Source organism: Pseudomonas sp. RL_5y_Pfl2_73 (genome assembly GCF_963970515.1).
GTDB lineage: Bacteria > Pseudomonadota > Gammaproteobacteria > Pseudomonadales > Pseudomonadaceae > Aquipseudomonas.
The window spans coordinates 14145-37370 of record NZ_CAXAPD010000023.1; the positions used below are offsets into that span (position 1 = coordinate 14145).

Below are 23226 nucleotides of genomic sequence, written 5' to 3' on the forward strand. Positions count from 1 at the left end.
TCCTACCTGCCCAAAAGGGAACCTATGCTCCGGCTTCGACCTGTCACCTTTGTCGTTTGCTTGTTGCCTCTCGTCCTGACGGCGTGTGGCGACTCATCCACCGCTAAAGATCCACGCACGCTTGCGCCCTTGGTGCGGGTCTCTGAAGTCCAGGGTTCGTCTGATCTCTCGCGATCTTTTACCGGCGTCGTGGCGGCTCGGGTCCAGAGTGATCTGGGCTTTCGGGTAGCGGGCAAGGTGCTTGAGCGCCTGGTCGATAGCGGACAGGTCGTCAAACGGGGGCAGCCGTTGATGCGCCTCGACCCCATCGACCTGGGGCTGCAGGCGCGAGCCCAACAGGAGGCGGTCGCTGCCGCTCGGGCCCGGGCCAAGCAGACCGCCGATGACGAGGCACGCTATCGCGACCTGGTCGCCGCAGGCGCTATTTCCGCATCGGGCTATGACCAGATAAAAGCTGCTGCCGATACTGCCAAGGCACAACTCAGTGCTGCGCAAGCGCAGGCTGACGTCGCCCAGAACGCGTCTGGTTATGCCGTGCTGCTCGCCGATGCTGACGGTGTTGTGATGGAAACGCTGGCCGAGCCCGGGCAAGTCGTCAGCCCCGGGCAAACCGTGGTTCGACTGGCGCGGGCAGGGCAGCGCGAAGCCGTTGTGCAATTGCCCGAGACTCTTCGACCTGCCGCAGGCGCTACCGCGCAGGCGACGCGTTATGGCGTCACCACCGGAGCGGTCACCGCGAAGCTGAGGCTGCTTTCGGATTCGGCTGACCGCGTGACGCGTACCTTCGAGGCGCGGTATGTGCTGGAGGGTGCGCTGGCCAATGCGCCGCTGGGTTCAACCGTCACGCTTCGCATCGCCGAAGACAGCGTGCAACGCCAGGCACTGCAAGTGCCGATCGCTGCCGTTTTTGACCCGGGCAACGGCACCGGCGTGTGGGTCATAAAGGGGGAACCGGCGAAAGTCACTTGGCGACCTGTGCAAATTCTGAGTTTGAGTGATGACACTGCGCGAGTCGCCGGCAATCTCAATGTGGGCGAGCGTATTGTCGGGCTCGGCGCCCACCTGCTGCGTGAGGGTGAGCAAGTGCGACTGGCTCAACCGGGTGATGTGAAGGTTGTCGGGAGCCGTCAATGAGCCTCAATTTATCGGCACTCGCCGTTCGCGAGCGCTCCATTACCGTGTTCCTGATCTTCCTGATTGCCGTCGCGGGCACCTTGGCGTTCTTCCAGTTGGGGCGTGCCGAGGATCCACCGTTCACGGTCAAGCAGTTGACCGTCATCACCGCATGGCCGGGCGCGACCGCCCAGGAGATGCAGGACCAGGTCGCCGAGCCGCTTGAAAAACGCCTGCAAGAGCTGAAATGGTACGACCGCACGGACACCTACACCCGTCCCGGCCTGGCGTTCACCATGGTGTCGCTGGTCGATCGCACGCCACCTGCGCAAGTGCAGGAGGCGTTCTATCAGGCGCGCAAAAAACTCCAGGACGAAGCACTCAAGTTGCCGGTGGGCGTGATTGGGCCGATGGTCAATGATGAATTTTCCGATGTGACGTTCGCGCTGTTCGCCCTGAAAGCCAAAGGCGAGCCGCAGCGCCTGCTGGTGCGTGATGCTGAGTCGTTGCGCCAGCGCCTGTTGCACGTGGCGGGCGTGAATAAGGTCAACATCATCGGTGAGCAGCCCGAGCGGATCTTTGTGTCGTTCTCCCATGATCGACTGGCCACCTTGGGCGTCTCGCCCCAGGATATCTTCGCCGCGCTGAACAATCAGAACGTACTCACGCCCGCTGGCTCGATCGAAACCAACGGACCACAGGTCGTCCTGCGGGTGGACGGCGCCTTCGATAAATTGGCGAACATTCGTGACACGCCCCTTGTGATTCAAGGCCGCACGCTCAAGCTCTCGGACGTCGCGACAGTCGAGCGAGGATATGAAGACCCGGCCACTTTCCTGGTGCGCAACAATGGCGAAGAGGCCTTGTTGCTGGGGGTCATAATGCGTGAGGGCTGGAACGGCCTGGACCTGGGCAAGGCGCTGGACGCGGAGACCGCCAAGATCAATGAAGGCATGCCACTGGGCATGACGCTGACCAAGGTCACCGATCAAGCCGTGAACATTGACTCGGCCGTCGGTGAGTTCATGGTCAAATTTTTTGTCGCGCTGTTGGTTGTAATGCTCGTTTGCTTTCTCAGCATGGGCTGGCGTGTAGGCGTTGTGGTCGCAGCCGCCGTACCGTTGACACTGGCGATAGTGTTTGTGGTGATGGCGGCCACCGGAAAGAACTTCGACCGGATCACCCTGGGTTCGTTGATCCTGGCACTCGGGCTGCTGGTGGACGACGCGATTATCGCGATCGAAATGATGGTGGTGAAAATGGAGGAGGGCTACGACCGGATCAGAGCCTGCGCCTATGCCTGGAGCCACACCGCCGCACCGATGTTGTCCGGTACGCTGGTAACGGCGATTGGCTTCATGCCCAACGGTTTCGCGCAGTCGACCGCCGGCGAATACACCAGCAACATGTTCTGGATCGTCGGCATTGCCCTGATCGCTTCTTGGGTGGTGGCGGTGGCGTTCACCCCTTACCTGGGGGTGAAGCTATTGCCGGACATCAAGCAGGTCGAGGGCGGTCACGCGGCAATCTACAACACCCGTCATTACAATCGCTTTCGCCAGGTCCTGACCCGCGTCATCGCGCGCAAGTGGTGGGTAGCCGGCACCGTGATCGCGACATTTGTCGTGGCGATTCTCGGCATGAGCCTGGTCAAGAAACAGTTCTTTCCGACGTCAGACCGTCCCGAGGTGATGGTCGAGGTGCAGATGCCCTATGGAACCTCCATCGAGCAGACCAGCGCCGCCACTGCCAAGGTCGAGGCCTGGTTGCAGAAACAGGATGAGTCAAAAATCGTCACGACCTATATCGGCCAAGGCGCGCCACGCTTCTACCTGGCGATGGCGCCGGAACTGCCCGATCCTTCGTTCGCCAAGATCGTGGTGTTGACGCAGAGCCAGGAAGCGCGCGAGACCCTCAAGTTCCGTCTCCGCGAGGCGGCTGCCGAGGGGCTCGCGCCAGAGGCGCGTATCCGTGTAACGCAACTGGTGTTCGGTCCGTATTCGCCATTTCCAGTTGCCTACCGGGTGATGGGGCCTGAGCCGTCGAAATTGCGTGAAATCGCAGACCAGGTCCAGAGTGTCATGCAGGCAAGCCCGCTGATGCGGACCGTCAATACCGACTGGGGGGCGCTGACGCCGACGTTGCATTTCAGTCTGGACCAGGATCGTTTGCAGGCGGTGGGGCTGACGTCAAATGCCATTGCCCAGCAGTTGCAATTCCTGCTCTCGGGGGTACCGATCACGGCGGTTCGCGAGGACATCCGCTCAGTGCAGGTGGTCGGTCGTGCTGCCGGTGATATCCGGCTCGATCCGGCCAGGATCGAGGGCTTTACCCTGGTGGGTGCGGCAGGCCAGCGCATTCCGCTGTCCCAGGTCGCAGAGATTGATGTGCGCATGGAGGAGCCGATCCTGCGGCGACGTGATCGCACGCCAACCATCACCGTGCGCGGTGACATTGCCGAAGACTTGCAGCCGCCAGACGTATCGAGCGCGATCGTCAAGCAACTGCAGCCGATCATCGCCAGCCTCCCTGACGGCTACCGGATCGAGCAGGCCGGGGCCATCGAGGAATCGGGCAAGGCCGGCAAGGCGATCGTGCCGCTGGTGCCGATCATGGTGGCCCTGACGCTGTTGATCATCATCGTGCAGGTGCGTTCGATCTCGGCCATGATCATGGTGTTCCTCACCGCACCGCTGGGCCTGATTGGCGTGGTGCCGACCCTGCTGATCTTCCAGCAGCCGTTTGGGATCAACGCCTTGGTCGGCCTGATCGCACTCTCGGGCATCCTGATGCGCAATACGCTGATCCTGATCGGGCAGATCCATCACAACAAACAGGAAGGACTGGACCCGTTCCATGCGGTCATCGAAGCCACGGTACAACGGGCCCGTCCGGTACTGCTGACGGCGCTGGCGGCCATCCTGGCGTTCATCCCCCTGACACACTCCGTTTTCTGGGGGACGCTGGCCTACACACTGATCGGGGGCACGTTCGTTGGCACCATCATGACGCTGGTGTTCCTGCCAGCGATGTATTCCATCTGGTTCAGGATCCGTCCTGACCATTCAACGCATGCTCAAACCGCTCCGCAGGTTTAAACAAACGCACTTGTGCTTTTTAGTGACATTGACTGAGATATGAAGAGGTTCCAATGATGACTTCCCAAGGTCAAAAACGCATCGTCGTCACCGGCGTGGGCATTGTCGGCCCGTTGGGCTGTGGCGTCGAAGAAGTCTGGCAGCGCCTGCTGGCCGGGCGCTCTGGCATTCGTATCCTGTCTGACGACATTACCGAGGGAACCGGCGTGGCCGTGGGCGGCCAGGTGCCTACGTTGGAAGAGGACGCCATCGCCGGTTACGACCCGGAGCGCATCATTGCGGCCAAGGATCGCAAGAAGATGGATCGCTTCATCGAGTTCGCGCTGGTGGCGGCCGAAGAAGCATTGCAACAGGCAGGTTGGCAACCGACCGATGCCAACGGCCAGGAACGGACGGCGACTCTCATCGCCTCGGGCGTGGGTGGCTTTGGCGCCATTGCCGGTGCCGTACGCACCACCGATGAGCGTGGCCCGCGCCGATTGTCGCCGTTCACGGCACCTGCTTTTCTCGCCAACATGGCCGCGGGGCACGTTTCCATTCGGCACGGTTTCAAAGGACCTCTGGGCGCGCCGGTAACCGCCTGTGCGGCCGGAGTTCAGGCCATTGGCGACGCGTCCAGGCTCATCCGAAGCGGCGAAGCGGATATCGCGATATGCGGCGGTACGGAAGCGGCGATTGACCGCGTGACCCTGGGTTGCTTTGCTGCCGCCCGCGCACTGTCCACCGGTTTTGCCGAGCGCCCGCAAGAGGCCTCACGGCCCTTTGATCGTGATCGCGACGGCTTTGTCATGGCCGAGGGCGCCGGGTTGCTGGTGATCGAGTCACTGGAGCACGCCCTCGCTCGTGGCGCCAAGCCCCTGGCGGAGCTGGCGGGTTATGGCACCAGCGCCGATGCCTATCACCTGACGGCGGGCCCGGAAGACGGCAACGGCGCCCGACGTGCGATGGAACAGGCACTGCGCCAGGCCGCTGTCAGCCCCTCGGACGTGCAACATATCAATGCCCACGCGACGTCCACCCAGGTTGGTGACAACGGTGAGCTGACCGCGATTGGTTCGGTGTTCGGGCGCGATTCCAATGTGGCGATCACCTCCACCAAATCGGCCACCGGCCATCTTCTGGGGGCGGCTGGCGGTATCGAGGCTATTTTTACGGTGTTGGCGCTGCGTGACCAGGTCGTACCGCCCACGTTGAACCTGGTTCATCCTGACGAGGCCGCAGCGGGGCTCGATCTGGTCGGCTTGAACGCCAGGAAGATGCCGATTACCCATGCGCTTTCCAATGGATTTGGGTTCGGAGGGGTCAATGCCAGCGTGTTGTTTCGTCGTTGGGTACCGTAGGCTTGAACAGTTGATCTTCGATTTCGAGCATGGTTTTCATGAGTGGATTTTCGGCAGGGTATATATCCGTTGCCGCGGTAACGAATAGCTTAAGCACCTGTCGATAATACTTGCATCACGCTCATATTGTGCCCCGAGGCATTGGCACCTTGCGCCAATGCCTCGTCAAGTCAGCGTCACAGCATACGGCGCAAAACATCGCTTCGAGGGTCCCGGTCAAAGAACCGGTGCTTGAGGGCGCCGGCAATATGCACCAGGATCAGACCGAGCAGGGTGTAGGCGAGCACCTTATGCAGCCATTGGAAGACAACGAACCAGTCGTCATTTTTCCCAAGGAGTTCCGGAAGGTTTATCCCGAAAAAGAACACCCCGTCACTCATCGTATAGGTGCTCGACATCGAATAGCCCATCAACGGCACGATCACCAGAAGTGCATACAAGGTGCGGTGCGCAAGCCTTGAGGAAACTCGCTCATACCGCGCCAGCGTCTGCGGCGGTTGCGGCAGCCTGGGGGTGCGCACGCGCAGGGTGATCTGAATCAGGGCCAGCAGAAACGCCAGTACCCCGAAGGATTTGTGCCACGGGTAATAGAGTTCATATTTGCTCGCCACTTCATCATCGAGCCCAGTCATGTGCCAGCCTGCCCAGAGGAGGCCGGCGATGAGCACGGCGCGCACCCAGTGCAACATCCGCAGGGACGTCGGATACCGATCAATTATTGTTTGATTTACCGGATTCATCGCGGTCTCTCCATCGATCATCAAGGCATCGCAAATGCACGTTTTAACGACCACCCTCCACGACACAGGGGCTTGGAGGGTGGTCCGGCCAGTGCGGTTTTTTGTTCTCAGCTAGGTAGTAGTACGGTGATGACTTTCTCCTCGGTATAGGCCAGTGCGCCGCTAAATCCGCCTTCACGGCCAACGCCGCTGGCCTTGACGCCGCCCCAGGGCAGGTTGGCGTCCAGCGGACTCCAGCAGTTGATGCCCACGGCACCGGCCTTGACCGCCGCCGCCACGCGGTGCGCCCGCACCAGGTCGCTGGTCCAGACCGTGGCCGCCAGGCCGTAGGTGGAATCGTTGGCCAGTGCGACCGCCTCATCTTCGCTGTCGAACGTGATCACCGTGCCGACGGGGCCGAAGATCTCGTCCTGGGCGATCGCCATGTCATTGCGGGTATTGGCGAAGATCGTCGGCTGGACGAACCAGCCCCGCTCAGGGTTCGACACACCGCCGGCCAACAGGGTGGCACCTTGGTCGATGCCCAATTGGATGTAGCGGTTGACGCGATCCAATTGCGCTTTCTTGGCCACCGGTCCCATCTGTACGTCGGGTTGGCGAGGATCGCCGACCTTGACGGCTCGCGCGGCGTCGGCAAGCGCCGCGGCGAAGCGATCTGCGATGTTGCGTTGGACCAGGATGCGCGAGCCCGCCGCGCAGACCTGCCCCTGGTTGGCGAACAGGCCCAGTGAGCAGCCGAACAACGCGTCCTCGAACGAAGCGTCGTCGAAGACAATCTGCGGGCTCTTGCCGCCCAGCTCCAAGGCCACGTGCTTGAAAAGTACGCCGGCGGTGCGCTGGATTTCGCGTCCGGCCTCGGGGCTGCCGGTGAAGCTGATCTTGGCGACGTGCGGGTGCTCGCACAGGGCGCGTCCCACCTCGTTGCCGTAGCCGGTGACCACGTTGATCACCCCGTCGGGGAAGCCCGCTTCCAGAGCCAGCGCCGCCAGGTGCAGGGCCGACTGCGGCGTTTCTTCCGAAGGCTTGATGACCACCGTACAGCCGGCGGCCAGCAAAGCCGCGAGCTTCCAGACTGTGATCATCAGTGGCGAGTTCCAGGGAACGATGGCGCCGACCACGCCCACCGGCTCCCGGACCGTGTACGAGAGGGCCTTGGTGCCGAAGTAGCCGCCGGTAGGAATGGTGCGACCTTCCAGTTGGTTGGCCCAGCCGGCAGCGGCGCGCAGGTTGGCGATGGCGTTGGGTACGTCCAGCCGACGCGGCTCGACCGGTGAGCGACCAATGGCATTAGCGTCCAGATCAGCCAGCACGTCGGTGTCGCGCTCCACCAGGTCCGAAAGCTTCGACAACAGCCGGCCACGCTGGGCGCCGTCGAGCTGGCTCCAGGCGCCACGCTCAAGTTGGGTGAGTGCCGCTGCTACGGCGCGGTCCACGTCCTCGGCCGTGCCGCGCGCGGAGCTGCCGTAGATCTGTTCTGTCACGGGGTCGACCAGTGTGATGCGACGGCCGTCGGAGGCCTCGAAGGACGCGCCTTCGATGAAGTGTTTCAGGTGTTGAGTCATTTTGCAGTCCCTGAGTGATATGGAGTCGTCGGGGGATACACACCTCATCCCTTGAGGGAGGCCAGGGCGTCGCCAAAGATGTCCAGGGCCTTGAAGAACAGCGCGCGCGAAATCGTCAGCGAGGGCATGACCCGCATCACGTTGCTGTAGCGACCGCAGGGAATCATCAGCACCCCGTGGTTCAACAGGTAGCCCATGAGTTGGCCGATCTTGTCCGGTGCCAGTGGCGCCTTGGTGACCGGGTCTTCGACCAGCTCGATCCCGATCATCAGGCCGCGACCGCGGACTTCACCGACCAATGGGCTGTCGAAGCCACGGATACGTTCCTGCGCTTGGAGCCCCAGCGTATGAGCGCGGTTGAGCAGATCGAGCTCCGGGTCCTGAAGGATGCTGATGTTGGTCAGCGCCACCGCCGCGGACAACGAGTTGGCGGCGAAGGTGTTGGGCATTGATCCGTCAGGAATCGCGGCTGCCAGGTCCGAACGCATGATCAGGCCCGCCATCGGCAAGTCGCTGCCGATGCCCTTGCCGAAGGTGAGCATGTCGGGCTTCACGCCCGAATGCTCGACCGCCCACATCTTGCCGGTACGTCCCGCGCCGGACTGCACTTCATCGACGATCAGCAGCGCGCCGCTACGATCACAGGCTTTGCGCAACAGTTGCAGAAACTCCGGCGAGGGGGGCACGTAACCGCCTTCGCCCTGCACGGGTTCCACGATCACGGCGGCCACGTCATCGGCGGCGGTGTAGGGGGTGTTCAGCAGGTAATCCACGTAGTCGCCGGCAATCTGCTCGGCGCTTTTGTGTGTGGTGTCGAAGGGGAAACGGTAGGCATACGGGTAGGGCGCATGAATGACCCCGCCCATCTGGGCGCCGTAGCCCTTGCGGTAGGCCGTGCCTGTGGTGAGCGCCCCGGAGGCGTTCCACACGCCGTGGTAGCCGCCGTGGAAGGCGATGATCTGATGCCGCCCGGTGACGCGCTTGGCGAACTTGATGGCCGCCTCCAGCGCATCGCTGCCGCTTTGCGTGAAGAAGGTGATGCAGTCGCCGCGCAAGCCGTCGGGTGCGATTTCGCAGAGCTTGGCGGCCAGTTCGGTGCGACGGGTGCTGTTGACTTCCAACGCATGCATCAGCACCTCGGATTGCTCGCGAATGGCCTGCACCACCTTCGGATGGCAGCGGCCTACGCTGCTGACGCCCACGCCAGCGGACAGGTCGATATAGGTGTTGCCATCGGCGTCTTTGAAGGTCGCGCCGAAGGCCCGGTCCATGGCCACGGGCATGCGTGCGCCGCCGCGAGCCATCGACTCGGTACGCGCCGACAATGCCAGGGCCTCGGTGGTCTTGGGGCCAGGAATGGCGGTGGTAATCCGCGGGGCATCGGCGAAATGGAGGGATTCTAGTTTGGCTTCACTCATGACGGTCTCTCAGGATGTCGGTTTCAGTGTCCCGATCATCCTCGCGGGCCGTTCCTGGCCGGTAGCCCGAATCGGCACATTGGGCGGGCCGCCTAGAGCGTGAGCACCCACGGACTGACATGACTCAAAGAGAATTTGCAGAATTCTCTTAATGTGAGAATATCGCGCAACAAGGCATTCTAAAAACAAGAATATTCGCCGAGGCTTTCGTCATCATGAAAAATCAGAACATCAGCCATTTTCGTGACATCCATGTCCACGCCGCCACCGTCCAGGAGTGGAGCCAGGACTACAACCAGTTAACCGCTGGTACGGCCGAGAGTTCGCTCATACAGTTGACGACGGGGCGTTGCCACGTATTCCGCGAGCAGATCAACCAACGCGTGGTGCAGCATGGCGTCGCCCCCCGAGGCAAGATGTGCTTTGCCGTGCCCATCACCGTCCCGGGTTCGATCCGGATGCAGGGTCGGGAGGTGGACGAGAGCAGCCTGTTCTTTCTTCATGGCGGCGAGGAGTTCATGTTCCACATGCCGATGGGCATGGAGCTGCTGGCCATTACCTTCGAACGTGAATTGTTCGAACAGGCGTTGGCACAAACCGCGTCGGCCAAGGAAATCAGCCAGTTACTCCGCCAACCCGTAATCAGACTCCCCACGCAACGCTACGCTGACGCTCGACGTCGGATGCTGGTGGCATTCTCCCAGGCGCTCTCGAACGAAGAACTCGACAATGCGCAAGATCAGGAGCTGGAACAGGCCATGCTCGACGAGCTGCTGCAACTCATGACCGATCCGGCCTGCGACAAGCAGCAGCGTTCGCCAAGCTCCACACGCAGCTTCATTGTCGAGAAGTGCCATCGCCTGGCGACCGCGGAGCTGAACAACGTGCCCAGCGTGGACGAGTTGTGCCAGCGACTCCAGGTGAGTCGACGTACCGTGCAGAACAGCTTCCGCTCGGTTGCCGAGACAACCCCACTCAATTACTTGCGCTCCGTGCGGCTTAACGGTGTACGCCGGACCTTGATGTCCACCCAGGCGTCGCATCTCTCGATCGGCGATGTCGCTGCCCAATGGGGTTTCTATCACCTCAGCCATTTTGCAGCGGAGTATCAGCAACTGTTCGCCGAGCTGCCTTCCCATACTGCCCGTGCGGCCATCAACGACCGCGCCTCTGCCTGAATACTGGCGGACGGATAACGGTCATCTGTTTTTTTTGAGAAGCGGTCTCTGGTTACCGATTTGGGATAGTGGGGTGTTCAGGGAGAGGCATAGGATCGAATCCAGCGTGCGACAAGAACAATAACGCTACTCGGTGACGGTGAGCGGTTGACTGCATCGATCCTACAGCGCCTGCCTCATACAATAAGGTCAAGAAAACATGAGTGTACTTCTCCCGGTCAACAGCTCCACGGAGCTCAAGCGTGGGGCCCTGGGTGTCGGCTTCATCATCTTCTTCGTGGTTTCGGCGGCCAGCCCCTTGAGTGTCATCGCCGGCGGCTTTCCCATTGGCATCATGCTGGGCAACGGTGCCGGCACACCGGCGTTGCTGATCCTGGCCTTGCTGGTGTTATTGGCGTTCTCGGTCGGCTACACGACCATGTCCCGGCACGTCACCAACGCGGGCGGTTTCTATGCGTTCACCTCGCGCGGCCTGGGTAGCCTGGCCGGTGGGGCGGCGGGGGTGCTGGCGATGTTTGCCTACAACATCCTCCAGGTCGGCCTGTATGGCATGTTCGGTGGGGTGGTCAGCGGCACGATGCAAAGCGTGTTCGGCCTGGTATTACCCTGGTGGTCGTACTCACTGATGGCGATGGCCAGCGTTGCGATTCTCGGCTATCGCAAGATCGATCTGTCGGCCCGGGTGTTGTCGGTCATTGTGATCGCCGAATACCTGGCAATCCTGCTCCTGGATTTCGCCATTCTCAGCACCGGCGGCGACAGTGGCATCAATCTCGACGCGTTTGAGGGCCGCCACGTGTTCAGCGGCACACCGTCGATTGGCTTGCTGTTCTGTTTCGCCGCGTTCATCGGCTTCGAGGCCACCACGATTTACGGCGAAGAGGCCAAGAACCCGCAACGTACGATCCCGATTGCCACCTACTGTTCGGTCTTGCTGATCGGTGGGTTCTACGCGCTGTCGGTCTGGTCGATGGTGATTGGCGTAGGGGCGGACAAAATCGTCTCCACGCTTCAAGCCTTGCAGGACCCGACGACCTTTATCTATGGCATGTCCGATCACTTTGTCGGCCCGCACCTGACCCAGGTCATCCGCGTGCTGTTTATGGTCAGCATCTACGCCGGGCTGTTGGCCTTCCACAATGCCGCGGCTCGTTATTTCTTCGCCATCGGGCGTGACGGCTTGCTGCCCAGCCGGTTGGGGACCACCCATCGCGTCCATCAGAGCCCGCACATGGGCTCGGCGTTGCAGAGCTTGATCTCCGCCGTGGTCGTGCTGATTTTCGCCGCGATGGATGCCGATCCGATCCTGCAGCTGTTCGCCTGGCTGTCCAACCTGGCGACGCTTTGTGTGATTTTGCTGATGGCGCTCACGTCCGCGGCGGTATGGGCCTTTGCCCAGCGCCACCCCGAGCTCAAGCTGGGGATCTGGCGCGGGCGGATTTTTCCGGGGTTTTCTTGTCTTGCGCTATTGGTGGTCCTGTTTATCGCGGTGGTGCATTTCGATGTGCTAACGGGCGCGAGCAAGGCTCTGTCATACGGGCTCTGCGCCATCATTCCCGCAGCCCTGCTGGCTGGCGTGTTCCTCGCGGCGCGACTGCGCAAGGTAGCGCCGCAACGGTATCAGGTGTTGGGCAGTCACAAGCTATAGGAACTTGCGCAGTATCGATGGCGCTTGAAAAGGATAAGGCTAAGCTCTTTGAGTTCCCGCGTTACAGTGCCTCGGCGGCCGGTGTGCCAGGCCGGACCTAATACCAGAGGAGTCTTGCGATGACGCTTCCACGAGCGTTGGCATTCGACGTGTTCGGCACCGTGGTTGATTGGCATTCAGGCATCGCACGTGAGGCGAGTCCATTGGTGTCGACCTACTTGCCCGCTGTCAGCCCCACAGAATTTGCAATGCAATGGCGCCGGTTGTATGCGCCAGCGCTGCGCGAGTGCATCAAGGGGCATGGAGGCTTCGTGGTCCTGGACACATTGCACTACGAGACACTGCTCCAGTTGTTGACGACTTACGGCCTGGAAGTCGATCAGGTTACCCCCGAGGTATTGCACGCGCTTGCTCATGCCTGGCGCCGCCTGGACCCTTGGCCTGACGTGGCCGAGGGACTGGCCCTGTTGCGTCGACGCTTTGCGGTGGTGACCTTGTCCAATGCCAATGTGGCCTTGATGATTGCCATGAACCGCTACAACGGCTTGCAGTGGGACGCGCTGCTGGGGGCGGAATTGGCGCAAACCTATAAACCGGATCCTGCCGCGTACCTGTCCACGGCAAGGGCATTGGACCTGAAGCCCGATGAACTCTGCCTGGTGGCTTGCCACCACCGCGATCTTGCGGCGGCCAGGGATTGCGGCCTGTTGACCGCCTATATCGACCGGCCCATGGAATACGGTGGAGCACCGGCTCCCGATGCCGCCGACGCTCAGGATTGGGATTGGCAGGCCGACGATTTCATCGACCTTGATGACAAGCTCCAGGTGATGGCTGGCTGACGAAGGTCCTTGATATATATCAACGCCAAGGTTGCCCTGACAGAGGATGGTGAATCTGCAGCGCAGGTGTCCGTTGCAGCGCTACGCCGGCGGCCCGCCGCAACGTACTAGCCATCAGTCGCGGCCAGGATCGTCGATAACATCATTGCCTCAGGAGGTTCCCCATGATTCAGAGCCCCTCATTGCAAACCACGTTGCCGAACCGCACGGAGGCCGGTCGGCGCTTGGTCGAGCCCTTGCTCAAATACGCCAACAGAACTGACGTCATCATCCTCGCCTTGCCCCGTGGCGGCGTCCCGGTGGCTTATGAAGTCGCGACGGCGCTGGACGTCCGCCTGGACCTGATGCTGGTGCGCAAGCTCGGCATCCCGTCGCACCCGGAGTTTGCCATGGGCGCCATTGCCAGCGGTGGCATACAAATCCTCAATGACGACGCGTTGCGGGTGCACCCGATCGACCGTGCCAGTTTCGAGGCCGTGGTTGCGCGGGAAACGCAGGAATTGTCCCGGCGCGAACAGGTCTATCGGGGAAATCGCCCGCCGTCGCAACTCAAGGACCAGGTCGTGATCCTGGTCGACGACGGCCTGGCAACCGGTTCCTCCATGATGGCAGCGGTCCATGCGGTACGCGTGCAGTCCCCGGCGCGCATCGTTGTCGCGGTGCCGGTTGGTCCGCTGGAAACGGTCGAGGCGTTGCGCAGCGAAGTGAATGAAGTGATTTGCCCGCTCGTTCCCGAGTGGATGATGTCGATCGGTTATTGGTATTTGAATTTTTCCCAGACGTCGGACGAAGAAGTTGTCGATCTCATGCACCAGGCCTGGCAGCGGGAAGCGGCGGGCGGTGGCAGGGCGGAGCGTCTTGATGCGTGAAGCTCAATCTCGATCCATCAACGTGGCGGGCATGGCGTTATCGGCCGGCTTCCTTATTTATTGTGATGAAAAACGGCGAAGGCGCTGACAGGCTCTCGTGCGGTAACCAACGTGTTTTCAATGGCCGTGGGGTCGGCGTAACCAAGGCTCATGCCACACGCCAGCATCTGATCGGCGGGGATGTTCAATATTTCTGAGATGACATTGTGGTCTTTCAGGAATGCGGCCTGCGGGCAAGTGTGCAAACCTCGCCCGCGTGCTGCCAGCATGACGCTTTGCAAAAACATGCCATCGTCCATCCAACACCTTGTCCACGGTGAACAGCAAGCCCACAAGTGCGTCGAAGAAACGGTCATTGCGCCCGTGCTGTTGGTGCATACGTTGCTTTTCCCCCTTGGCGATGCCAAGCAGCCCATAGAGGTCCCAACCCACCTTGCGCCTGCGCTCGATATAAGGCGTGACCCATTCGTTCGGGTAGTAGAAGTAGGCATCCTGCATGTCGCTGCTGAGCTGTGGGTCATTGTCTATAGCGCCGATAGCCATAGACAGACGCTCCCTGGCATCACCGGTTACAACGTGCACTCGCCAGGGTTGAAGCGTGGAGCGCGGATGGGCTCATCCCGGCCGATTCGCGGGTACATCTGCGCGGTGGCCAGCGAAGTTTTAAGCCGCAACCCATGGAAAATTGCTTGGCTCTGTCTGATGGCCATGGTTTATGGCGAAACCTAGATGTGGGTTGCGTGTATTCCTCAGCACTCGGACCACCTGCTGGTTGCCGTTGGGCGCGGAGGGGAGTGCTGAGGTAATAGAGGCGGGGTAGGGGCTGCGGGGTGTTGGCGGAAGACGTTCAACGGTCTGCTAGGATTCAGCCAGCTGATCGGGAGAAAGACCGATCCTTTTGGCTCGTATTGAATGACTACTCAGGGAAAAGATATGTCGGTTTACTCCGTTACCATCCCTTGTTTCGCGCAAATGCTGCGAGCGTTATCGTCTCTTTTATCTAAGGGCGAGGCCTCTGCTCTAGAGCGCGGTTACGACCCGCAAATTCTGCTTGGATCTCGACTAGCACCGGACATGCATGATCTAGCCCGACAAATTCAGTACGCTTGCACGCAAGCGCAGGAGGCGGTTCAGCGACTTACACAACAGCCGGTGCGATCACTCACTCCTCCCGAAAACTTGGCGGCAGCGAAGGTACAAATCGAACGTACTTTGGCAGTTCTTGATTCGTCGGACCGGGCTCAAATAGAGGAAGGGGCTGAGCGAAAAATCACTATAGAGTTACCTAATGGCATAGTCTTCGATATGACCGGCAGTGAATACGCTGTGAACTGGGCTGCTCCACAGTTCTACTTTCACCTGGTCACGGCATACAACATCTTGCGTCATAATGGTGTACCTCTCGGGAAAGCCGATTATGTACAGCACATGTTTGCCTACCTGCGACCGTAGCTTCTGCGCTTGAAGTTTGGCGAATGGCCCAGGCCCGCAACAGGCGACGGCCTGGGTTTGCAACATCAAGTTGTCTTCGTGCGCTGGGGGGGGCTGCCGGAATTCCGGCCGATGCGCGGCTGCTGCAACGAGAACATCAACGGTTTGATCCGTCAGTCGCCCACGTAAGCGCTTCGACTTCAAATACCCAATCGAAGTGATGGCCAAGGTGATGCAGGAAGCCATGGCTATGCGGCATGATGCTCCCGCGTCAATTCAATAACCGTGTTGCACTCAGCTCCTGCAACCGCCCCTTTAAAGATTCATCGTCTGATGATTAATCGTTCCCAATGGAATTTGAATGCAAACTTCACAAAACTCACCGTTTGCTTCCCGCCCCGTGGCGATTTTGGGTTCTGGGCATGCGCTACCTGAGCGGATTGTCACCAGTGCCGAGCTTGACGCTGAGCTGGGGCTGATCGCGGGCAGCGTGGCGCGCATCAGCGGCGTCGTTCAACGACATGTTGCCAGTACCACCGAAACCGCTGCCAGCCTTGGTGCCGTTGCGGCGCGCCGCGCCCTGCGCGCCGCCGCTCTCACGCTGGAACAGATCGATTTGATTGTTTGCGCCAGCGGTACGATGGACCAGGGGTTGCCCTGCAATGCCGCCTTGCTACACCGTGAATTAGGATTGGGTCAGTCCGGCATTCCAGCCATGGATATAAACGCGAGCTGCCTGGGTTTCATCGCCGCCTTCGACACGCTATCGTGGCCGCTGATTGCCGGGCGCTACCAGCGCATCCTATTGGTCTGTTCGGATATCGCTTCGTGCGGGCTGGACTGGCAGCATGTGGAGGTTTGCGGGATTTTTGGCGACGGTGCTGCAGCCGTGGTGCTGGGCGTCAGCGATGGTGGGTCAAAGATCATGGCCTCCTGCCTCAGGACATTTTCCGAAGGCGCGCATTTATGCCAGATTCCTGCTGGAGGCTCACGCTTTCATCCTCGCCGGATCGATGTCCCATTCGAGCCGCTGACCAGCTTTTCAATGCACGGTAAAAGCGTGTTCCGGCTTGCGGCCAAGCACCTGCCCGCACTGGTAGATGAATTGCTGGGCCAGGCTGGGTTGACTCAAGCGCAGATCGACTGGGTTATCCCTCACCAGGCCAGCCAACAAGCGATGCAACATGCGGCCAAGCGACTGGGTTTCGGCCCGAAAAATATTATCGATATCTTTGCTCTGCACGGCAATCAGGTCGCCGCTTCGTTGCCCACTGCACTGGACATCGCCATCCGCGACCAGCGTATTCAGCGCGGGCAACGGCTGATGGTGATTGGCTCCGGCGCGGGCTTGTCGCTTGGCGGTGTGATCCTGGAGTACTGATGAAGATTTTAGTTACTGGCGGCACCGGATTCATTGGCCGACACATTGTCTGGAAACTGGCCGCCGAAGGCTGCGAGGTGCAGTTCAGCGGCCGCAACGCCGTGGCGGCAGCCGCAGTTATTCGTCACAGCCCGGCGCCCGTGCGCTGGCTTCCTTTAGAGCACGGAACACCTGCGGCCACCACTTCGCTGATCGACGCCTCGCGAGGTTGTGCCGCTATTGTCCATTGCGCGGCGCTATCCTCACCATGGGGTACGCCGCAGGCGTTTGCCCGTGCCAACCTGGACTCCACCGACGAAGTGCTCCAGGCTTGTCGCGTCAACACGGTGAATCGCTTGGTACACTTGTCGACCCCCAGCCTGTATTTCGCCTTCCGTGACCGCCTCCGCATCCGCGAAGACGAACCACTGCCAGCCCCCGTCAACGAGTACGCCCGCAGCAAGGCGTTGGCCGAAACTCGGGTGCACGCCGCCGGGCTCGCCGAAGCAGTGATCCTGCGCCCCCGAGCGGTGTTTGGTCCGTGGGATGGGACGCTGATGCCACGCCTACTGCGTGTCATGCGGCGTGGACCGATCCCGTTGATGCGCGGCGGCCGGTCGCAGCTGGACCTCACCTGCATCGACAATCTGGTGCACGCGGTGAAGTTGAGCCTGACGCGACCGCTGCCGCGAGCCGTTTGCACCTACAACGTCAGTAACGGCACGCCGGTGGCCTTCGAAGAGTTGCTGTGCTGCGTCGCCGAGCAATTTCGCTTGAACCTGCGCACCCGGCGGTTGCCGTGGCGGCTAGTGGATGCGGTTGCGCGAGTGATGGAACTCAACGCCCATCTGCGCAGCGATGGCGAGCCGCTGCTTACACGCTATGGCGTGGGTGTGCTCGCATTCAGCCAGACCCTGGACCTCAGCGCCATTCGTACGGAGTTGGGATATTGCCCTGTGATCACTCAGGACGAAGGCATTCGCCAGCACGCGCAGTGGTGGCTCGCCCAACAAGGCGCACAAGCATGAGCCGTACGGTCAGCCTCAACGTATTGCGGGCCGGTTGGTGCCGGCACTTGGAATGCATGGCCGATCGTGGCGGGCGGTGGGCACCGGTACGTTTTCCGGCGCTGTGCGGGCTGATTCGCCATCCCGATGCAGGGTGGATCCTGTACGACACGGGCTACGCCGAACACTTTTTCAAGGCAACACAAACGCTACCCGAACGCCTCTATCGCAGCGCGGTGCCGGTGCAACTGCCGGCGCAGGAGCAACTGCTCGCCCAATTGAAAACCTTCGGTATCGGCGCACATGACATCAGCACCGTGATCATTTCGCACTTTCACGGCGATCACATCGCTGGACTTCGCGACTTCCCCCAGGCTACGTTCATCGCCCTTGACGCCGGTCGCCAACATATCGAGCGCCTGCGCGGCCATCGATGGCGCGCCACATTCGGCGGTCATCTACCGGCGCTGTTGCCTGAAGATTTCAGCGCCCGCCTTACTCTTGCCGACCACTGCAAAAGTGCGGCGCTACCAGGGTGGATGGCGCCTTTCAGTCAAGGCTTCGACTTGCTCGGCGACGGCAGTTTGATCGCAGTGCCGCTGTCAGGGCACAGTGAAGGCCAACTCGGCCTGTTTATCCCAGATGCGCAGGGGCATCCGGTGTTTCTGGTGGCGGACGCTTGCTGGTCAGTGCCCGCCTGCCGCGCGGGGCGTCTGCCTGCCGCGCCCGCGCTTTGGTTTGCCAGCCACGACGCCAAACACTATCGCCAGACCTATAGCGACTTGGGCACGTTGATCCGTCGTGAGCCCGAGGTGATGGTGTTGCCATCTCATTGCTCCCAGGCCTGGAAGGCGTACACCGATGAGCAGTGACGGATTGATCGGTACATTGCGCAGCGCGTTGAGTTTTATCCATAGCCGCCATCGGCTGCAGTTCACCCGGCGAGACCAACTGGAAGCGTGGCAGGCCAGGCAGTTGAGGCACTTCCTGCAGCACGTTTTACCCAAGAGCCGGCGCTTTAAAGACCTGACCGTTACCGAACTAGCTGACCTGCCGTTGATGGACAAAGCCACCTTGATGGGCGACTTCGGCGGGTTCAACACCCGTGGCCTGAGCTTGGAGCAGGTGTTGCCGATCGCGCGTCAGGCGGAAGATTCTCGCGACTTCAACCCGACGCTGGGCGACATCACCGTAGGGTTGTCGAGCGGAACCTCGGGTAATCAAGGCGTCTTTCTGGTCAGTGCGCTGGAGCGCCAGTGCTGGGCCGGCATTCTGCTGGCACGAACGCTGCCTCGCCACCTGCTGCCACGCTTGCTGTGCCCTTGGCGCGCGCCGTTGCGGGTCGCATTTTTCCTGCGCGCCAACAGCCGCCTCTATACCACCTTGGCCAGTCGCCGGGTCGACTTCCGATTTCACGACCTGACTCTTGGGCTGGAAGCGTCGCTTGAGCATCTCAACACACAGAATCCCGATGTGCTGGTAGCGCCGGCCACCGTCCTGCGTGGCCTCGCCGAAGCCGCGCTGGCCGGGCGTCTGACAGTTCGCCCCACGCATATTCTGTCGGTGGCCGAAGTGCTTGAAAGCACCGACGCTGATGTAGTCCAAGCGGCGTTTGGCGTCGCACCACAGCAGATTTATCAGGCCAGCGAAGGCTTCCTTGGCTACACCTGTGAGCAAGGTACTTTGCACCTGAACGAAAGCCATCTGCATATCGAGGTGGATTGGCTGGACGCCGAGCGCACCAGGTTTCAACCGATCATCACCGACTTTTCCCGGCGCACACAGATGATCGTACGCTACCGTCTCAACGACATTTTGCGGGTTGCCGAGACGCCTTGCGCCTGTGGGCGAGCCGAACGGGCCATAGCCGCCGTCGAAGGCCGTGCTGATGAAATTCTTTGGCTGCCCGACCTGGCCGGACTTCAGCTGCTGGCGCTATATCCCGACGTGCTGAGGCGCACGTTACTGATGCTCGGCGCCACGTTGCAGGAATATGAAATCTGTCAGATAGGTTTGCACTGGCAGATAAACCTACTAACCGCCGACAACCATGCGGACCTGTGCCTAGCCGTTAGTGCCAGTATCCACGCACTGTGTGCCCAGCAGGGCCTGCAATCACCGATGCTGACTTTCGGTCATTGGCAAGCGCCGCCCATTCACGTTAAACGTCGACGCCTAAAACTCCTACAACTGCCCGAGGGTTTGCCATGCAGGTATTGATTCTCGGCGCCCGCGCGCCGGCCTGTCTGGAGTGGGCCCGAGCATTTGATGAGTCCGGATGGCGCGTCAGCGTAGGCGATTCGCTGAGCTATCCGCTCAGTCGTTTCAGTCGTTCGGTGCAGCACTTTGTGCGCTTGCCGGAACCACGGCAGGACCCAGAGGCCTGGATCGAAGCGCTTGCGACAGTGATCGAGACACAGCGCATCGACCTACTGCTACCGACCTGCGAGGAAGTGTTTTACTTGGCGCATGGCCTCGAACGACTCGCTCCTTTGTGCCGGATAATGACCGCCGACTTTGAGCTTCTGCACCGCTTGCATCACAAAGGCTATTTCGCGGCAATGACCCAGAACTGGGCATTGAACGCGCCCGAAACCCATTTGCTGATGGATCATCAGGCATTGCTCCCCTTTGAGAACGACGCCGCACAGTGGGTGCTAAAACCTGCGTACTCGCGCTTCGCCTCACAAGCCTTGATTCGCCCGTCCACAAAACTGTTGCGCAAGGTCCAGCCCACCCATGCCGCACCGTGGGTAGCGCAAAGGTTTATCGAGGGACGGGAGTTTTGCAGTTTCAGTGTGCTGATCGACGGCATCCTGCGCGCCCACAGCTGCTATCACCCTCGCTATCGGGCGGGCCGTGGCTCGGGGATCTACTTCCAGCCGAGCGCTCCGGAGCCCGTGCGCCAGTTCGTTGAGCAATTTGGCAGCGAAACAGGCTACACCGGCCAAGTGGGTTTCGACTTTATTGAGGACCGCGACGGACGTTTCCATGTGCTGGAGTGCAACCCTCGAACCACCAGCGGCATACACCTGTTCGACACCCAGCGGCAGTTCCTGGTGAGCTGCTTGAGCGATCCACCCGAGCGCGTGCTGGAACCTACAGCAGAACCACGAATGATTGCACTGGCGATGCTGCTACTAGCGGCACCGCAGCGCGTCTTGAGCATGCCATTCTGGCGTGATTACGCTGCGGCACGGGAGGTGATCGTCCAGAAAGGTGACGCCTGGCCGTTGACCGCGCAGGTCTTGAGCCTCGCAGAAATCATCTCCAGGGCCGCGTCCCGACGCTGCGGCTTGCTGGCTGCGTCCACTGCGGACATCGAGTGGAACGGCGAACCGTTGGGAGAGCAAGCAGGATGAAAATGTTGTTTGAGGAACAGTTGCTCAGTGAGCCTCCCAACCTGGATGATAGCTTCGCCAAGCAGTACGTTCGGGCCTTCGTTAGCGGGGGATCAATCGGTAATGTGCGTGCCCGTATGGCGCTGCTCGACACGGGTACGCAGCAGTTTCCGGTTAGCATCACCGACGGCAATGAGCCGGACGACAATTGCTACGTGGTATCTCCCAAAACTACCTACAGCGGTTATGCTCGCGAAGAACTAAAGCGCCTTGGTCGGCCATGGTTGACTTGGCCACTGACGCTCCTGACTCGAATTGTTGATCGGTTGCTCAGCGCAGCCAAAGTCGACAAACTGGTCCAGGTGAACAACTGGCTGCTGTCTACCAATCTTTACCCGGCGCAATGGAGCGTTGCCGAACTGCCGGCGATCACGGCGTTGTTGCGGCGAACATTCCCCGACCATGGGATTGGTTTCCGATCCCTTAATGACTTCAGTAATCGAGAACTACGCGGGTGCTTGGAGGCCCTTGGTTACCTGAGTATCCCGAGCCGGCAAGTTTATGTATTTGATGGTCGCGCCGGGATAAGGGCGCCATTGCTCAAACACCACAACACCCGTCTGGACAGCACACTATTGAGGCGAAGCCCGTATGAAGTGGTTCCGGGCGCAGCGCTGAGCGACGACGATTATCAGCGCATTGAACACCTTTACAACCTTCTTTATCTGAACAAGTACTGCCGCTTGAACCCGCACTACAGCGCAAAATGGATTCAACGTGGTCAACGTGAAGGTTGGCTCGAACTGCGTGTCTTGCGTGGGCCTGACGGGCGTATTGACGGTGCGCTGGGCTGGTTTGCCAATGAGGCAGTCATTAGCGCTCCGATTGTTGGCTACGATACTGCGCTCCCTCAAGGCGTTGGGTTGTATCGTCAACTGACGCATCTGTGTCTTCTAGAAGCCGTCGAGCGCCGCCAAGTGCTTAATTTCAGCTCCGGCGCCGCAGAGTTCAAGCGGTTGCGCGGCGGCCAGCCGCACATTGAATACAGTCTGGTCTACGTCGCTCATCTGTCCTGGGGGCGTCGACTGGTATGGGGCGTGCTCGCCAGTCTATTGCACGGCATCGGTGTGCCTATGATGAGAAAGCTAAAACTGTGAATCCTAAGACCCAGTGGTGGCCGGTGGCACTCAGTCACGAACTGCGAAATGCCCCATTGGCATGCCAGGTGTATGACATGCCGCTGGTACTGTTCCGCGCCGAGAAAGGACGTCCCGCCGCATTGCCGGATCGCTGCCCGCATCGCTTCGCGCAATTGAGCTTAGGTAAAGTCCGTGATGGGAGTATCGAATGCCCTTACCATGGTTGGCGCTTCGCAGCTGATGGACGTTGCACTCGAGTACCCGGCGTGGATCTGACGAGGTGCAGCAAACCGCTGCTCGACAGTCTGCCTATTTGCGAAGCCCATGGCTTGGTGTGGGTCAGTCTCGGTGTCGAGGAACCGCCGCAGCCGCCCGTTGCTCCCGCAGTAAACCAGCAACTCGACACGTTCTGGATCACCGATCAGATACGGTGTTCACAGCAGGATGCTGCAGAGAATTTCCTTGACGGGTTTCATACTCACTTTGTTCATGCAGGGTGGATCCGACGTGACAAAAAACGACAAAGGATCAGTGTTCGGGTCCGTCCACTTACCGACGGCATTGAGGCGATATACAGCGAGGAAGGAAAGCAGTCTGGGTTGATCTCGCAATTGTTCGAACGTAAGCGTGGTAGCAGTATGGGGCGCTTCCGTTTGCCAGGCCTATTGGAAGTCGAGTACCGCGATCACCGCGATGGCCTCAATCTGCTAGTCAGTGTTTGGCTGACGCCTTGTGGTGATCAGGTACGCTTGTTTGCTCGGATTGCGACGGCACACGGCTGGCTTCCTGCTGCGCTTAAGCGCAGTGTATTGCGTCGGTTCTTTCGAGTGATTCTACGTCAGGACCGTCACATTCTGGAGCAAGTTAGTGCCAACATTCGACGCTTCGAGGCGTCTCCAGTCAGGCCGTTGGATAGTCCGCAGGACCTGCTTGGACCGGACATTCGTGTGTTGCTCAAACAGGGTAGGGCGCAAAGTTTTGAAGAGCGCCATTTCGATTTCTGGCTCTAAGGAAGGTCTGAAGTACCCACCGATCCTTGTTTCCCTCGCAGCTGGAGGTACAAGCCTTTCGGGGGCGCGTTTGCCGTCCTTGTCCTTTGACACGCGTTCACTGACACGTCGTTTATCTGGGCGAGGGCGG

At 60.4% G+C, this 23226-nt stretch carries 19 protein-coding genes; 15 read left to right on the forward strand and 4 right to left on the reverse strand.

All coding sequences use genetic code 11. The features are described 5' to 3' along the window. The first annotated feature begins 24 nt into the window (after nucleotides 1-24). From AACY42_RS20730 to fabF, 3 genes are read left to right on the forward strand one after another with little or no spacing between them, the layout of a single operon-like run. A complete protein-coding gene (locus tag AACY42_RS20730) occupies nucleotides 25-1134 on the forward strand; it encodes an efflux RND transporter periplasmic adaptor subunit (RefSeq protein WP_339481991.1) in 1110 nt (369 codons plus the stop codon). Next, nucleotides 1131-4211 (forward strand): efflux RND transporter permease subunit, encoded by a 3081-nt coding sequence (locus tag AACY42_RS20735; RefSeq protein WP_339481993.1) that lies wholly within the window; start codon nucleotides 1131-1133, stop codon nucleotides 4209-4211. The genes AACY42_RS20730 and AACY42_RS20735 overlap by 4 nt, the downstream gene beginning before the upstream one ends. A gap of 53 nt (nucleotides 4212-4264) precedes the next feature. After that, nucleotides 4265-5551: a beta-ketoacyl-ACP synthase II gene (gene fabF / locus AACY42_RS20740; RefSeq protein ID WP_339481994.1), complete on the forward strand. Its 1287-nt coding sequence runs from the start codon at nucleotides 4265-4267 to the stop codon at nucleotides 5549-5551. Between the two features lie 176 nt (nucleotides 5552-5727). Here fabF and AACY42_RS20745 read toward each other — a convergent pair whose 3' ends face one another. The 3 genes from AACY42_RS20745 to AACY42_RS20755 form a co-directional block, all read right to left on the reverse strand. Then, nucleotides 5728-6291, reverse strand: coding sequence for a cytochrome b (locus tag AACY42_RS20745; protein ID WP_058545861.1), 564 nt, complete (start codon nucleotides 6289-6291; stop codon nucleotides 5728-5730). Nucleotides 6292-6398: 107 nt separating this feature from the next. Continuing rightward, a complete protein-coding gene (locus AACY42_RS20750) occupies nucleotides 6399-7853 on the reverse strand; it encodes an aldehyde dehydrogenase family protein (protein WP_339481995.1) in 1455 nt (484 codons plus the stop codon). Between the two features lie 44 nt (nucleotides 7854-7897). Continuing rightward, nucleotides 7898-9271, reverse strand: coding sequence for an aspartate aminotransferase family protein (locus AACY42_RS20755; RefSeq protein ID WP_339481996.1), 1374 nt, complete (start codon nucleotides 9269-9271; stop codon nucleotides 7898-7900). Between the two features lie 215 nt (nucleotides 9272-9486). Here AACY42_RS20755 and AACY42_RS20760 point away from each other — a divergent pair, with 215 nt between their 5' ends. The 4 genes from AACY42_RS20760 to AACY42_RS20775 all read left to right on the forward strand — a co-directional run bounded on the left by AACY42_RS20760 (nucleotide 9487) and on the right by AACY42_RS20775 (nucleotide 13808). After that, nucleotides 9487-10449 (forward strand): helix-turn-helix domain-containing protein, encoded by a 963-nt coding sequence (locus AACY42_RS20760; protein WP_339481997.1) that lies wholly within the window; start codon nucleotides 9487-9489, stop codon nucleotides 10447-10449. A 199-nt stretch (nucleotides 10450-10648) separates the two neighbouring features. Beyond that, nucleotides 10649-12097, forward strand: a complete 1449-nt coding sequence (locus tag AACY42_RS20765; RefSeq protein WP_339481998.1) for an APC family permease — start codon at nucleotides 10649-10651, stop codon at nucleotides 12095-12097. Between the two features lie 119 nt (nucleotides 12098-12216). Then, nucleotides 12217-12939, forward strand: a complete 723-nt coding sequence (locus tag AACY42_RS20770; protein ID WP_339481999.1) for a haloacid dehalogenase type II — start codon at nucleotides 12217-12219, stop codon at nucleotides 12937-12939. 164 nt (nucleotides 12940-13103) lie between these two features. Further along, on the forward strand, nucleotides 13104-13808 hold the full coding sequence (locus AACY42_RS20775; protein ID WP_339482000.1) for a phosphoribosyltransferase: 705 nt from the start codon (nucleotides 13104-13106) through the stop codon (nucleotides 13806-13808). Between the two features lie 53 nt (nucleotides 13809-13861). Here AACY42_RS20775 and AACY42_RS20780 read toward each other — a convergent pair whose 3' ends face one another. After that, a complete protein-coding gene (locus AACY42_RS20780) occupies nucleotides 13862-14329 on the reverse strand; it encodes a nitroreductase family protein (protein ID WP_339482002.1) in 468 nt (155 codons plus the stop codon). A 412-nt stretch (nucleotides 14330-14741) separates the two neighbouring features. Here AACY42_RS20780 and AACY42_RS20785 point away from each other — a divergent pair, with 412 nt between their 5' ends. The 8 genes from AACY42_RS20785 to AACY42_RS20820 all read left to right on the forward strand — a co-directional run bounded on the left by AACY42_RS20785 (nucleotide 14742) and on the right by AACY42_RS20820 (nucleotide 23096). After that, entirely contained in the window at nucleotides 14742-15260 is a 519-nt protein-coding gene (locus AACY42_RS20785; RefSeq protein WP_339482003.1) for a DUF1993 domain-containing protein, read from the forward strand. A gap of 469 nt (nucleotides 15261-15729) precedes the next feature. After that, the gene (locus AACY42_RS20790; protein ID WP_339482004.1) at nucleotides 15730-16620 is read left to right on the forward strand and encodes a 3-oxoacyl-[acyl-carrier-protein] synthase III C-terminal domain-containing protein; all 891 of its coding nucleotides are present in this window, start codon (nucleotides 15730-15732) and stop codon (nucleotides 16618-16620) included. After that, nucleotides 16620-17627, forward strand: a complete 1008-nt coding sequence (locus tag AACY42_RS20795) for an NAD-dependent epimerase/dehydratase family protein (protein ID WP_339482006.1) — start codon at nucleotides 16620-16622, stop codon at nucleotides 17625-17627. Before AACY42_RS20790 ends, AACY42_RS20795 begins: the two co-directional genes overlap by 1 nt. Next, nucleotides 17624-18478, forward strand: coding sequence for an MBL fold metallo-hydrolase (locus AACY42_RS20800; RefSeq protein WP_339482007.1), 855 nt, complete (start codon nucleotides 17624-17626; stop codon nucleotides 18476-18478). The genes AACY42_RS20795 and AACY42_RS20800 overlap by 4 nt, the downstream gene beginning before the upstream one ends. After that, nucleotides 18468-19826: a F390 synthetase-related protein gene (locus AACY42_RS20805; RefSeq protein WP_339482008.1), complete on the forward strand. Its 1359-nt coding sequence runs from the start codon at nucleotides 18468-18470 to the stop codon at nucleotides 19824-19826. The genes AACY42_RS20800 and AACY42_RS20805 overlap by 11 nt, the downstream gene beginning before the upstream one ends. Beyond that, entirely contained in the window at nucleotides 19814-20968 is a 1155-nt protein-coding gene (locus AACY42_RS20810; RefSeq protein ID WP_339482009.1) for an ATP-grasp domain-containing protein, read from the forward strand. The genes AACY42_RS20805 and AACY42_RS20810 overlap by 13 nt, the downstream gene beginning before the upstream one ends. Then, nucleotides 20965-22104: a hypothetical protein gene (locus tag AACY42_RS20815; protein WP_339482010.1), complete on the forward strand. Its 1140-nt coding sequence runs from the start codon at nucleotides 20965-20967 to the stop codon at nucleotides 22102-22104. Before AACY42_RS20810 ends, AACY42_RS20815 begins: the two co-directional genes overlap by 4 nt. Next, nucleotides 22038-23096 (forward strand): Rieske 2Fe-2S domain-containing protein, encoded by a 1059-nt coding sequence (locus AACY42_RS20820; RefSeq protein WP_339482011.1) that lies wholly within the window; start codon nucleotides 22038-22040, stop codon nucleotides 23094-23096. Before AACY42_RS20815 ends, AACY42_RS20820 begins: the two co-directional genes overlap by 67 nt. Nucleotides 23097-23226: the final 130 nt, after the last annotated feature.

Coding starts and splice junctions, on each gene's coding strand:
- AACY42_RS20730 (WP_339481991.1), top strand. CDS start 25: ATGCTCCGGCTTCGACCTGTCACCTTTGTCGTTTGCTTGTTGCCTCTC.
- fabF (WP_339481994.1), top strand. CDS start 4,265: ATGATGACTTCCCAAGGTCAAAAACGCATCGTCGTCACCGGCGTGGGC.
- AACY42_RS20765 (WP_339481998.1), top strand. CDS start 10,649: ATGAGTGTACTTCTCCCGGTCAACAGCTCCACGGAGCTCAAGCGTGGG.
- AACY42_RS20800 (WP_339482007.1), top strand. CDS start 17,624: ATGAGCCGTACGGTCAGCCTCAACGTATTGCGGGCCGGTTGGTGCCGG.
- AACY42_RS20780 (WP_339482002.1), bottom strand. CDS start 14,329: ATGACCCACAGCTCAGCAGCGACATGCAGGATGCCTACTTCTACTACC.
- AACY42_RS20755 (WP_339481996.1), bottom strand. CDS start 9,271: ATGAGTGAAGCCAAACTAGAATCCCTCCATTTCGCCGATGCCCCGCGG.
- AACY42_RS20815 (WP_339482010.1), top strand. CDS start 20,965: ATGAAAATGTTGTTTGAGGAACAGTTGCTCAGTGAGCCTCCCAACCTG.
- AACY42_RS20745 (WP_058545861.1), bottom strand. CDS start 6,291: ATGAATCCGGTAAATCAAACAATAATTGATCGGTATCCGACGTCCCTG.
- AACY42_RS20735 (WP_339481993.1), top strand. CDS start 1,131: ATGAGCCTCAATTTATCGGCACTCGCCGTTCGCGAGCGCTCCATTACC.
- AACY42_RS20785 (WP_339482003.1), top strand. CDS start 14,742: ATGTCGGTTTACTCCGTTACCATCCCTTGTTTCGCGCAAATGCTGCGA.
- AACY42_RS20775 (WP_339482000.1), top strand. CDS start 13,104: ATGATTCAGAGCCCCTCATTGCAAACCACGTTGCCGAACCGCACGGAG.
- AACY42_RS20820 (WP_339482011.1), top strand. CDS start 22,038: ATGGGGCGTGCTCGCCAGTCTATTGCACGGCATCGGTGTGCCTATGAT.
- AACY42_RS20795 (WP_339482006.1), top strand. CDS start 16,620: ATGAAGATTTTAGTTACTGGCGGCACCGGATTCATTGGCCGACACATT.
- AACY42_RS20805 (WP_339482008.1), top strand. CDS start 18,468: ATGAGCAGTGACGGATTGATCGGTACATTGCGCAGCGCGTTGAGTTTT.
- AACY42_RS20810 (WP_339482009.1), top strand. CDS start 19,814: ATGCAGGTATTGATTCTCGGCGCCCGCGCGCCGGCCTGTCTGGAGTGG.
- AACY42_RS20770 (WP_339481999.1), top strand. CDS start 12,217: ATGACGCTTCCACGAGCGTTGGCATTCGACGTGTTCGGCACCGTGGTT.
- AACY42_RS20760 (WP_339481997.1), top strand. CDS start 9,487: ATGAAAAATCAGAACATCAGCCATTTTCGTGACATCCATGTCCACGCC.
- AACY42_RS20750 (WP_339481995.1), bottom strand. CDS start 7,853: ATGACTCAACACCTGAAACACTTCATCGAAGGCGCGTCCTTCGAGGCC.